Source organism: Klebsiella sp. BIGb0132 (assembly GCF_024810075.1).
In the GTDB taxonomy this organism is placed as follows: domain Bacteria; phylum Pseudomonadota; class Gammaproteobacteria; order Enterobacterales; family Enterobacteriaceae; genus Klebsiella; species Klebsiella terrigena.
The window spans coordinates 477915-490247 of record NZ_JANUDW010000002.1; the positions used below are offsets into that span (position 1 = coordinate 477915).

The window sequence follows — 12333 nt, forward strand, 5'->3', positions numbered from 1 at the left end:
TTAAGCTTTGGCAATTTCAACCAGGTTGGTGTGCTGAGGATTGCCTTTCGCCAGCGGCGACGGACGGTGGGTGGTCAGCGTATTAATGCAGGCGCCGCGGTCGACACGATCCCCGTCCATATTGGCGTCATGCCACGCGCCCTGGCCCATCGCTGAGACGCCGGGCATAATGCGCGGCGTCACTTTTGCCGGAATGCGCAGCTCGCCGCGCTGGTTAAAGACGCGCACCATATCGCCGTTTTTAATCCCGCGCCGCTCGGCGTCCAGCGGGTTAATCCACACCTCCTGGCGGCAGGCGGCCTGCAGAATATCGACGTTACCGTAGCTCGAGTGGGTGCGCGCTTTATAGTGGAAGCCAAAAAGCTGCAGCGGAAACTGGCTGCGCAGCGGATCGTCCCAGCCTTCGAAGGTGGAGGCGTACACCGGCAGCGGGCTGACGGTTTCATCCGCCGCCAGCTGCCAGCTGGCGGCGATATCGGCCAGCCGGCTGGAGTAGATCTCAATTTTACCGGAGGGCGTTTTTAGCGGATTGGCGAGCGGGTCGCGGCGGAAATCGCGATAGGCGACAAAATGGCCCGCGGGATCCTTACGCTTATAGATCCCCATCGCTTTAAGCTCGTCGTAGGCGGGCAGCGCGGGGTCTTTCGCCAGCATTAGGGTGTAAAGATGCTGCAGCCACTGCTCCTGAGTGCGTCCTTCGGTAAACTTTTGCAGGACCTCATCGCCGAGGCGTTTGGCCACTTCGCTGAGGATCCAGTAGATCGGTTTGCGCTCAAACTTCGGCGAGGTGGCGGGCTGAATAAAGATCAGGTAGCCCATATTGCCGGCGTAGTCGTTGGGGATAATATCCTCCTGCTCGACGGTCATCAGGTCCGGAAGCAGGATGTCGGCATATTTAGCCGATGAGGTCATAAAGTTATCGATCACCACGATGGTTTCGCACCTGCTGTCGTCCTGCAGGATTTCGTGGGTCCGGTTGATGTCAGAATGCTGATTGATAATGGTATTCCCGGCGTAGTTCCACAGGAACTTGATCGGCACGTCCAGCTTATCCTTGCCGCGTACGCCGTCGCGCAGGGCGGTCATTTCGGGCCCGCGCGCGATGGCGTCGGTCCAGCTAAAGCAGGAGATGGCGGTTTTCACCGGGTTAGTCAGCACCGGCAGGCGCTCGATGGTGATGGTATAGGTTGATTCGCGCGCGCCGCTGTTGCCGCCGCTAATTCCGACGTTGCCGGTCAGAATCGGCAGCATGGCGATGGCCCTGGCGGCCAGCTCGCCGTTGGCCTGGCGCTGCGGCCCCCAGCCCTGACAAATATAGGCCGGCCTGGTGCTGCCGATCTCTCGCGCCAGCTTGACGATGCGGTCGACCGGAATGCCGCAAATCCGCGACGCCCACTGCGGCGTTTTAGCGGTTCCATCATCTCCTTCGCCAAGGATCCAGGCCTTATAATGGCTGTTTGCCGGCGCGCCTGCGGGCAGCGTTTTTTCGTCGTAGCCTACGCAGCAGGTATCAAGAAACGGCTGGTCGACAAGGTTTTCCGTTATCAGCACCCAGGCGATGCCGGCCACCAGCGCCGCATCGGTGCCGGGGCGAATGGGGATCCACTCGTCTTCGCGGCCGGCGGCGGTATCGGTATAGCGCGGATCGATAACGATCATTCTGGCGTTGGAGCGCTCGCGAGCCTGTTCGAGATAATAGGTAATCCCGCCGCCGCTCATGCGGGTTTCCGCCGGGTTATTGCCGAACATCACCACCAGCCTGCTGTTTTCGATGTCGGAGGTGCTGTTGCCCTCGTTGCTGCCGTAGGTGTAGGGCATGGCGCAGGCAATTTGGGCGGTGCTGTAGGTACCGTACTGGTTTAAAGAGCCGCCGTAGCAGTTCATCAGGCGGGTTACCGGGGAAGCGGAGGGTGACGAGCGGGTCATGTTGCCGCCGACGATCCCGGAGGAGTAGTTGATGTAGACCGCTTCGTTACCGTACTCTTTAACGATCCGCTGCAGGCTGCCGGCAAGGGTGTCCAGCGCTTCGTCCCAGCTGATGCGGGCAAACTTTCCTTCGCCGCGCTTACCGATTCGTTTCATCGGATAGTTCAGGCGGTCAGGGTGGTTGATACGCTGGCGGATAGAGCGGCCGCGCAGGCAGGCCCGCACCTGATGATCGCCATAAATATCCTGCCCGGTGTTATCGGTCTCAACCCACACCACTTCGTCATCGCGCACGTGCAGACGCAGCGCGCAGCGGCTGCCGCAGTTCACCGAGCAGGCTCCCCACACCACCCGTTCTTCGCCCTGGGTGGCCTGCTGAACGGCCGCCGCCGCGCCGCGCAGGCTAAACGGCAGCGACACTGCGCCGGCCGCTAACGCCAGTGAACCGATCGCTGAGGATTTAATTAGCGTGCGACGGCTGAGGCCGCCGTCATATTCCGGATAAGACATTACTCACTCCCTGATTGTTATTATGATGACATTCCGCCGGGTTCTGCATTTGAGCGGATGGGAGAGTCATAATACTTATATAGAGGTAGATGAATATTATCCCTGGTCAACCCAGGGATAATATCCTTCACTTGCAGCAGGGGCGGGTTACTGCGCTTCGCTGTCGGTGCCGGCGCTGCGGGTATAGGTGATTTTATAGGTGTCGTTGGCGCAGTGTCCGACAACCTGAGCGCCGGGCTGGTCAGGCTGGTCGCTGGGGACGATGCTCAGGCTAAAGCCCGTCGCCGGCACGCCGTTATTGATGATTTTCTGCTGAATATCGTTTTTTACCCGTTCGCAGGAATCCGGTGCGGCAAGCGCTGATGTCGAACCCAGCAGCAGAGCCGCGCAGAGCCAGGGGGATATTTTCATCATAAACTCCTTATTGACGTCATCCAGATTTAAGCATAGCAGAACTGGTGTAAACAATTGTATTTGCTAATATGATTGCATAGGGACACAGAAGGAATCGGGCGTGAACAAACTGTTTTTACTGGTTTTGGCGACCATGGCGCTCAGCGCCTGCGATAATCAATCCGCGCCGCAGGCCTTTACGCCAGAAATGGCGAGTTTTTCCAACGAATTTGAATTTGACCCGCTGCGTGGCCCGGTGAAAGATTTCAGCCAGACGCTGCTCGATGAGCATGATGAAGTGGTGAAACAGGTCAGCGGGCGATTATCCAGCGAGGGCTGCTTCGATCTGCTGGCTTTCCAGGATCGCGAAAATAACACCGGCGCCACGCTGCTGCTCGACGCGAACTACTATCTCGATGCGCAAACGCGTGAAAAGCGCCTGCGCCTGCAGGGAAAGTGCCAGCTTGCCGAAATGCCGTCGGCGGGCGTGAGCTGGGAAACGGATGACAATGGTTTTGTGGTGACCGCCCGCGGCAAAGAGACCACGGCCAGCTACCGCTATGATGACGAAGGCTATCCGCTAGGCAAAACCACCACCGCCAAAGACGAGCGCTTTACGGTGGTCTCAACGCCGGCGGCCGATCCGCGGAAAAAGCTGGACTACACGGCGGTGAGCACCTTCAACGATCGCGAGCTAGGCAGCGTGCGGCAGACCTGCGACTACGACAGTCACGACAACCCGGTGAAGTGCGAGCTGCAGGTTATCGATGAAAGCGTGCAGCCGCCGTTAACCCGCCATTACACCATCAAAAATAGCATCGAATACTACTGAGCCGTTGGCTTCAGCAGCGTCGGGCCCTGCGGGCGGTGTTCGCTAAGATACTGATGCTGGAACAGGCACATCCGAATAGTATTGCGGTATTCGCCGTTAATGAAAAACTCGTGAATGAGCTCGCCCTCGACCATAAACCCAAGCTTGCGGTAGATGTGGATCGCTTTTTCATTTTCGCTGTCGACGATGAGGTACAGCTTATAGAGGTTGAGTACGGTAAAGCCGTAGTCCATTGCCAGTTTAGCGGCGCGGGTCGCGAGACCTCGCCCCTGATAGTCCGGGGAGATAATAATCTGAAACTCGGCGCGGCGGTGGACGTGGTTAATCTCAACCAGCTCGACCAGACCGGCTTTTTCCCCGTCGCACTCAATCACAAACCGGCGCTCGCTCTGATCGTGAATATGCTTGTCATAGAGGTCCGAGAGCTCGACAAAGGCCTCATACGGCTCTTCAAACCAGTAGCGCATTACGCTGGCGTTGTTATCGAGCTGGTGAACAAAACGGAGATCTTCGCGCTCTAGCGGGCGCAGCTTGACGGTATGAGCGTCGGTCATGGGTGTTCCTGTGCAGCAATGCTGGCGATAATAATGAATTATGGCGCCCGCAGGCGCCATGCGTGACGGGTTACGGCGCTACGCTACGGCCGGTGCGGCGATCGAGGCAGCGCAGGGTATTCGGCTCCCAGTAGGCGTTGACGTTCGCGCTTTTCTGGCAGTTATCCTGGGCATCAAAAGCGACGTCGGCCTTATCCCATTCTTTCTCGGTGCGCGTGTTGACCTTATGGCGCAGAGTGCGGGTGTCGTTCCACTGCTCTTTTTCCATGGCGGCGTTCTGGCGGCTCTGCGCGCTATCGCCGGATTCAATCACCAGCGTGTCGGTTTTAGCAAAAGACGAGGCGGTGAAGGCCACGGCGCTTAGCGCCAGCATGGCGGTCAGGCACCAGCGTTTGTTCAGTGTCATTTTCATCACGGTTTCCTTTGAGTGATAAAAAGGGATAGCCCTTAACATGAGTTTACTACATCTCTTTTCTACGGCATACCCGACAAAAGGAAGTGGGAGCGGGGCAATTATCGCGTAGAATGCCGCCACTCTCTGCGCTATTTACGTATCTTTAATGCTCAAAACCACTCTGCTCTTTTTTGCCACCGCCCTGTGCGAAATCCTCGGCTGTTATTTACCCTGGCTCTGGCTAAAGCGGGGCGCCACGCCGCTGCTGCTCCTGCCCGCCGGACTCGCGCTGGCGATGTTCGTCTGGCTGCTGACCCTGCACCCGGCAGCGAGCGGACGCGTTTACGCCGCCTACGGCGGAGTCTACGTCTGCACCGCGCTGCTGTGGCTGCGCTTTGTTGACGGCGTAAAGCTTAGCCACTACGACTGGGCCGGCGCGGCTATTGCGCTGTGCGGAATGCTCATTATCGTCGCCGGGTGGGGCCGCGCCTAGCTAACCTTCCGGGCGCAGCTCGGGGCAGACGATGCGTCGGCCGCGCGGCATCGCGCCTGTTTCCACCTCTGTTTACCGCTTTTCTTCAGCCAGCGGCCGCCGCGTCAGGCCCGGGCATTAATGTGACCAATAGCATCTTTTTCGATCGTTATACTTGTATGGTAGTAGGTCTGATGATTTAATTTTATGCACTAACCGCAGAGATGTAAGGAATAAAAAAAGATGAAGATCGTTGCCGCTGAAGTTTTCGTCACCTGTCCCGGACGTAACTTTGTCACCCTAAAAATCACCACCGATGACGGCATCGTCGGGCTGGGGGATGCCACCTTAAACGGTCGCGAGCTCTCCGTCGCATCGTACCTGCAGGATCACCTCTGCCCGCAGCTTATCGGCCGCGACGCGCAGCGTATCGAAGATATCTGGCAGTTCTTCTACAAGGGAGCCTACTGGCGCCGCGGGCCGGTGACCATGTCGGCTATCTCTGCCGTCGATATGGCCCTGTGGGATATTAAAGCGAAGGCGGCGGGGATGCCGCTGTATCAGCTGCTGGGCGGGGCATCCCGTGAAGGGGTGATGGTTTACTGCCACACCACGGGCCACTCCATTGACGAAGTGCTGGATGACTACGCTCGCCACAAAGAGATGGGCTTTAAGGCCATCCGCGTGCAGTGCGGCATTCCGGGGATGAAGACCACCTACGGGATGGCAAAAGGCAAAGGGCAGGCCTACGAGCCGGCGACCAAGGGCCTGTGGCCGGAAGAGCAGCTGTGGTCGACGGAGAAGTATCTTGATTTTACCCCGCAGCTGTTTGCCGCCGTGCGCGAAAGATTTGGTTTCAACGAGCACCTTCTGCATGACATGCACCATCGCCTGACGCCGATCGAGGCCGCGCGCTTTGGCAAGAGCATCGAGGAGTATCGTCTGTTCTGGATGGAGGATCCGACGCCGGCTGAAAATCAGGAGTGCTTCCGCCTGATCCGCCAGCACACCGTGACCCCCATTGCGGTCGGGGAAGTCTTTAACAGCATCTGGGACTGCAAGCAGCTGATAGAGGAGCAGCTGATTGACTATATCCGCACCACCGTGACCCACGCCGGCGGGATCACCGGCATGCGCCGTATCGCCGATTTTGCCTCGCTTTATCAGGTACGCACCGGCTCGCACGGCCCGTCCGACCTGTCGCCGATCTGCATGGCGGCGGCGCTACACTTTGATCTGTGGGTGCCGAACTTCGGCGTCCAGGAGTACATGGGCTACTCCGAGCAGATGCTCGACGTTTTCCCGCATAGCTGGACGTTCGATAACGGCTATATGCACCCAGGCGAAAAGCCGGGGCTGGGAATTGAGTTTGACGAGAAGCTGGCAGCGAAATATCCGTACGATCCGGCCTGCCTGCCGGTGGCGCGGTTAGAAGATGGCACTTTGTGGAACTGGTAAGGAGAACAAAATGAAAAGTATCGTTATCCGCCAGCCCAATGAGCTGGTGATTGAGGAGCGCGCGCTGCCAGAGCCTGCCGCGGGAGAAGTTCGGGTCAAGGTGCAGCTGGCGGGAATATGCGGTTCGGATAGCCACATCTATCGCGGACACAACCCGTTTGCAAAATACCCGCGCGTTATCGGCCACGAATTCTTCGGCACTATCGATGCGGTTGGCGCCGGGGTGACGGATAAAACCGTGGGCCAGCGGGTGTGCGTGGATCCGGTTATCAGCTGCGGACGCTGCTATCCCTGCTCGGTAGGCAAACCGAACGTCTGCACCTCGTTGGTGGTTATCGGCGTGCACCGGGACGGCGGCTTCAGCGAGTATGCGGTGGTGCCGGCGAAAAACGCCTGGCAGGTACCGGACGGCGTGTCGGACAGGCATGCGGTAATGGTGGAACCCTTCACGATCGCCGCCAACGTGACCGGGCAGGTGACGCCGACCGAGCAGGACGTGGCGCTGGTTTACGGCGCCGGGCCGATGGGCTTAACCACTATCCAGGTCCTTAAGCAGGTCTACAAAGTCGGCCAGGTGATTGTGGTTGACCGAATCGATGAACGTCTGCAGATGGCCCAGCGCAACGGTGCCGACCGCACGATCAATAACGGCGAGCACTCATTAGCCGAGGTGTTAGAGGTGAAGCCGACGCTGATTATCGACGCCGCCTGTCACCCGACAATATTACAGGAGGCGATTACGCTGGCTTCACCGGCGGCCAGAATTGTCCTGATGGGATTCTCTACCGAGCCGTCGCAGGTGGCGCAGCAGGGGATTACCGGTAAAGAGCTGTCGATATTTTCCTCGCGGCTAAACGCCAATAAATTCCCGATTGTTTTGCGCTGGCTGGAACAGGGGTTGATTAATCCGGAAATGTTAATTACCCATGCCTTTGACTATCAACAGGTCGCTGAGGCAATTGAGCTGTTTGAAAATGACCGTAAGAGTTGCTGTAAGGTGTTATTAACCTTCTGACAGCCAATACAACGCCAGACTCTATATCCTACACAATTAGAGATTATAAAGATGACGACAGTAAAGAATGAGAGAACAACCTCCGATCTCATCCGCGCGGCTGTATCCGGTTGGTTAGGTACCGCGCTGGAGTTTATGGATTTCCAGCTTTACTCTTTAGGCGCCGCGCTGGTATTCCATGAAATATTCTTCCCCGAACAGTCTGCGGCGATGGCGCTTATTTTAGCCATGGGGACCTACGGCGCAGGATATATTGCCCGCATCGTCGGGGCGTTTATTTTCGGCAGAATGGGCGATAGCATCGGCCGCAAGAAAGTTCTTTTTATTACCATCACCATGATGGGCATCTGCACGACGCTGATCGGCGTTTTGCCCACCTATGCCCAGGTGGGGATCCTTGCGCCGGTGCTGCTGGTCACCCTGCGCGTGATTCAGGGGCTGGGCGCTGGCGCGGAAATATCCGGGGCCGGAACGATGCTGGCGGAATATGCGCCGAAAGGTAAGCGCGGCATTATCTCTTCGCTGGTGGCGATGGGAACCAACTGCGGCACCCTCAGCGCTACGGCAATCTGGGCGGTGATGTTCTTCCTGCTCGACCGCGAGCAGCTGGTGGCGTGGGGCTGGCGTATTCCGTTCCTTGCCAGCGTAGTGGTGATGATCTTCGCCATCTGGCTGCGCTTGAACCTCAAGGAAAGCCCGGTATTTGAAAAAGTCGCCGAGGGCGGCAGCCGGCAAAGCGCCGCCAGCAGCCAGGAGAATAGCTTTGGCGCAATGCTGAAGAGTAAATCATTCTGGCTGGCAACCGGCCTGCGCTTCGGCCAGGCGGGCAACTCGGGGCTGATTCAGACCTTCCTTGCGGGCTATCTGGTGCAAACCCTGCTGTTTGATAAAGCGATCCCGACAGATGCGTTAATGATTAGCTCGGCGATCGGTTTTATCACTATTCCGCTGCTGGGCTGGCTTTCAGATAAAGTAGGGCGGCGCACGCCGTACATTATCGTCAATATTTCGGCGATTATTTTAGCCTATCCGATGCTGGCAATTATCATGGATAAAAGCCACAGCGTGAGCACCATTATGGCATCGTTGGTTGTTATTCATAACGTGGCGGTACTGGGCCTGTTTGCGCTGGAAAATATTACCATGGCCGAGCTGTTTGGATCGCGTAATCGCTTCACCCGCATGGCTATCTCAAAAGAGATGGGGGGGCTGGTTGCCGTGGGTTTCGGCCCGGTGCTGGCGGGTATTTTCTGTAATATGACCGACTCGTGGCTGCCGGTGGTGGTGATGCTGATTTGCTATTCGGTGATCGGCTTACTGGCCGCCATCCTGATGCCAGAAGTGCGCGACCGCGACCTGAGCCTGGCAAACGATGCTGCCGATACGGTTCCGCTGCCTAAAGACGAAAAATCCGGTCAGTATATTTAAAAAAAGAGTCTGACTCTGCGCCATTATCATCTCTGCTGATGGCTGAAACGTATTTATTGATTTTTAAAATGGCCTCCCGGTCGCGCTGATTATTTTCTCCGGCGCCGGCCCGGGAGCCCTGATCCTATTTGACATATTACACAGAGAGTCAGGTGCCGCTGCGGATATATTCTCTGCATCTTATTGAACAATGGACGTGATTGTTAAGAGGGGAGTTATGCCATTAATTAATGAACGCTTTATGATTAGCAACGATCGTGGGGTGAAGTTATACAATGATATTGCTAAGGATCTGCCGATTATTGACTATCATTGTCATCTCGAGGCCAGAGATATTTATGAGAACAAGGCCTTTGCTAATATAAGCGAGCTTTGGCTGGCCGGCGACCATTATAAATGGCGGGCCATGCGGGCTAACGCTATTGATGAACGTTTTATTACCGGCGACGCCGCTGCCGAGGAGAAATTCCAGGCGTGGGCGGAGACGGTCGAATCATGCTTTGGCAACCCGCTTTATCACTGGACTCATCTTGAGTTGCAGGCCTATTTTGACTGCGACGAAGCGCTGAATCGCCAAAGCTGGCGCCGAATTATGAACCACTGCAACGCCCGGCTGCGGGAAAAAGCATTCACGCCTCGCCAGCTGATCCTGCGCTCGAATGTCGAGACGATCTGCACCACGGACTCGCCGCTGGATACCCTGCATTACCATAAGCTCCTGAAGAGTGATGACGGATTTCCGGTGAAGGTGCTGCCAACCTTTCGCCCAGACGGTTTCTTCGAAGAGAACCCGCAGGCGTTCTTCATCTTTATGCAGCAGCTCGCGGCCATAACCGATTTGCCGATCGCCACGCTGGATGATTTTGAAAGGGCGCTAGCCAATCGCGTCGACTATTTCCACGATGCCGGATGCCGTATCTCCGATCACGGTTTGCAGGCTCTGGTCTGGCGAGAGGTATCTCAGTCGGAAGGTGCAAGGCTCTTTGCGCAGAAGCTCAGTGGCCAGGAGCTAACCGCCGATGAGCAGCATGGCCTGAATAGCGCTATTTTTGTGCTGCTGGCAAAGCACTACCGGCGCTGCGGCTGGGCGATGCAGATTCATTTTGGCGCCATTCGCAACAACAACAGCCTGATGCTGGAGCAATCAGGAATTAACTCTGGCTTCGACTCCATTGCCGATCAGCCGGCGCTTGCCGGCAGTTTGAATCAGTTTCTCGACGGCCTGAGCCGGCGCCATGCGCTGCCGAAAACCATCGTCTACAACCTGAATGCGGCCTACAACGACGTTGTGGCATCGGCCATTGCCAACTTTCAGAGCGCAGAGCACGGCGTTAAATCGCCGATCCAGTTTGGCTCCGGCTGGTGGTTTAACGATACCCGGCGCGGCATGGAGAGTCAGCTAAATACGCTGGCCGACCAGGGGCTACTGATGAATTTTATTGGCATGCTCACCGACTCCCGCAGTCTTATTTCGTATCCTCGTCATGATTATTTTCGCCGTATTCTTTGTAATTTAATTGGCGGCTGGGTGACGCGCGGCGAAGTCCATGATGATGAAGTGATATTAACCAGAATGATAAAAAACATCTGTCACGATAATGCGCAAGCATATTTTAAATTTTAATATTCGTCCTGACGTGAGGATTTGATATGGCTCGGAGTAATAAGAAAATTACCATCCCGGTAAGTATCGGATATGGTATGACCGATATTATGGGAGGCGGAGCGTTTACCGTAATTGGTGCCTGGCTGCTGTTTTTTTACACCACCTTTGTGGGCCTTTCGCCCATTGAAGCCGCCTCTATTGTGGCCATCGCGCGCATTGTGGATGCCATCGTTAGCCTGTTTATGGGCAGCTTTACCGACCACTTTTATAAGAATTACTTAGGTAAGAAGTTCGGCCGCCGGCGCTTTTTTCTGCTGATCGGCGCGCCGCTGATGCTGGTCTATGCGCTGCTGTGGCTGGATGGCATGAGCTACGGCTTCTACCTTGCGGTATATCTGGCGTTTGAGATTATTGCCGCCATGGTCTTAATTCCCTGGGAAACTCTGCCTTCGGAAATGACCAAAGATTTTAATGCGCGTACCAAGCTTTCAACCTGCCGCATGTTTCTCTCCGCTTCCGGAACTTTTCTCGCAACGTTTATTCCCGGCCTGCTGATTAATCACTTTGGCGAAAATGACGCCAGCGCCTATTTCATCAACGGGGTGGTGTTTGCGGTGCTGTTTATGCTCTGCGTGTTTATCTCGTGGAAGGTAACCTGGGAACGTGAGCTGACGCCGGAAATGCAGGCAGAGTTAGAAAGTAAAGCCGTGGAGAAGACCTTTGCCGAGAAGATGAGGTCTTTTGGTCATCTATTTAAGGAGTACGCTTCGACCCTCAAGGTTCGCGCGTTTCGCAAGCATCTGGCTATTTATCTATTCTCGTTCACCGCGAAAGATGTCTATAACACGGTGTTCGTCTTTTTCTGCGTCTACTGCCTGAACGTCTCATCTTCGCTGGCGGGAACGCTGCTGTCGATGAGCATCGTGGGCCTGCCGGTTACGCTGGCGGCCGGGGTCGCCATTATCAAGTACGGTCCGTCGCGTCTGTACGTCTTCGCCTATTGCCTGATGATGCTGTGCCTCGGCGGGCTGTTCCTCGTTTATCAATTCCCGACGGACAATAAGGTTCTGCTGCTGCTGATCCTTGCCGGCGTGTACCAGGTGGGGCGCTGCGTCCTTGAATTTACGCCGTGGAACGTTTTCCCGTTTATCCCGGATATCGATGAAATGATCACCCGCCAGCGTCGGGAAGGCCTGTTCGCCGCCGTGATGACGTTTTCGCGTAAGACGACGGTGGCGATCGCCACGTTCGCGGTGGGGCTGCTGCTGCAAAGCGGCGGTTTTGTGAAGGGCAGCGTCAATCAGCCGCAGGAAGCCATTGATACCATCGCCATACTGCTTTTCGCCGGTACCGCAGGGCTGCTGCTGATCGCGCTGTGGCAGGCGCTGACCTTCCACCTCAACAAGCAGACGCACAAGATCTTTGTCGATGAGGTCGATCGCCTGAAGGCCAACGGCCTCAAGCAGAACGTCACCCCCGAAGCGCGGCGCATTGTTGAAGACCTCACCGGCTACGACTATGACCAGCTGTGGTGCGATATCCCGGCGGAAAAACGTCGCCCAGAGCCGGCACCCTCGGCGCAAAGTTAAGCAAACCTGTGTGATAGCTTCTGGTGAAAAACAAAAAAATGCCAGACCTGTCACACAACATTGTATTTATGTCGTACCAATCGCCCGTTAATTAATGCAAATCAAAACATAGGCACTCACGGGCGGTAATCTGGTATGGCAGTCAACACTCATACC

General features: G+C 56.2%; 11 protein-coding genes. 7 read left to right on the top strand and 4 right to left on the bottom strand.

Annotated features, from left to right (window positions below; all coding sequences use genetic code 11):
- Both ynfE and M2416_RS09165 read right to left on the bottom strand, forming a co-directional pair.
- The gene (ynfE, locus tag M2416_RS09160; protein ID WP_259223445.1) at nucleotides 1–2436 is read right to left on the bottom strand and encodes a selenate/tellurate reductase subunit YnfE; all 2436 of its coding nucleotides are present in this window, start codon (nucleotides 2434–2436) and stop codon (nucleotides 1–3) included.
- A 147-nt stretch (nucleotides 2437–2583) separates the two neighbouring features.
- Entirely contained in the window at nucleotides 2584–2847 is a 264-nt protein-coding gene (locus M2416_RS09165) for a DUF1161 domain-containing protein (RefSeq protein WP_076946860.1), read from the bottom strand.
- 136 nt (nucleotides 2848–2983) lie between these two features.
- Between M2416_RS09165 and M2416_RS09170 the strand changes: the two genes are divergently transcribed.
- A complete protein-coding gene (locus M2416_RS09170; protein ID WP_374761788.1) occupies nucleotides 2984–3661 on the top strand; it encodes a YnfC family lipoprotein in 678 nt (225 codons plus the stop codon).
- On the opposite strand, the gene speG is transcribed toward M2416_RS09170, so the two are convergent.
- Both speG and M2416_RS09180 read right to left on the bottom strand, forming a co-directional pair.
- A complete protein-coding gene (speG, locus tag M2416_RS09175) occupies nucleotides 3655–4215 on the bottom strand; it encodes a spermidine N1-acetyltransferase (RefSeq protein WP_041145744.1) in 561 nt (186 codons plus the stop codon). The two genes, M2416_RS09170 and speG, sit on opposite strands and share 7 nt — an antisense overlap.
- Nucleotides 4216–4285: 70 nt before the next feature.
- Nucleotides 4286–4627 carry a DUF1283 family protein gene (locus M2416_RS09180; protein ID WP_148250013.1) on the bottom strand — a complete coding sequence of 114 codons (342 nt, stop codon included), beginning with the start codon at nucleotides 4625–4627 and terminating at the stop codon, nucleotides 4286–4288.
- Between the two features lie 148 nt (nucleotides 4628–4775).
- Here M2416_RS09180 and M2416_RS09185 point away from each other — a divergent pair, with 148 nt between their 5' ends.
- The 6 genes from M2416_RS09185 to M2416_RS09210 all read left to right on the top strand — a co-directional run bounded on the left by M2416_RS09185 (nucleotide 4776) and on the right by M2416_RS09210 (nucleotide 12177).
- Nucleotides 4776–5102: a YnfA family protein gene (locus M2416_RS09185; protein ID WP_259223450.1), complete on the top strand. Its 327-nt coding sequence runs from the start codon at nucleotides 4776–4778 to the stop codon at nucleotides 5100–5102.
- 222 nt (nucleotides 5103–5324) lie between these two features.
- Nucleotides 5325–6539 carry a D-mannonate dehydratase ManD gene (gene manD, locus M2416_RS09190; protein ID WP_076946862.1) on the top strand — a complete coding sequence of 405 codons (1215 nt, stop codon included), beginning with the start codon at nucleotides 5325–5327 and terminating at the stop codon, nucleotides 6537–6539.
- Between the two features lie 10 nt (nucleotides 6540–6549).
- A complete protein-coding gene (locus M2416_RS09195) occupies nucleotides 6550–7554 on the top strand; it encodes a Zn-dependent oxidoreductase (RefSeq protein WP_259223452.1) in 1005 nt (334 codons plus the stop codon).
- Nucleotides 7555–7605: 51 nt separating this feature from the next.
- A complete protein-coding gene (locus M2416_RS09200) occupies nucleotides 7606–8982 on the top strand; it encodes an MFS transporter (protein ID WP_259223453.1) in 1377 nt (458 codons plus the stop codon).
- Nucleotides 8983–9199: 217 nt separating this feature from the next.
- Nucleotides 9200–10606: a glucuronate isomerase gene (uxaC, locus tag M2416_RS09205; protein WP_259223455.1), complete on the top strand. Its 1407-nt coding sequence runs from the start codon at nucleotides 9200–9202 to the stop codon at nucleotides 10604–10606.
- A gap of 26 nt (nucleotides 10607–10632) precedes the next feature.
- Entirely contained in the window at nucleotides 10633–12177 is a 1545-nt protein-coding gene (locus M2416_RS09210) for an MFS transporter (RefSeq protein ID WP_115192600.1), read from the top strand.
- Nucleotides 12178–12333: the final 156 nt, after the last annotated feature.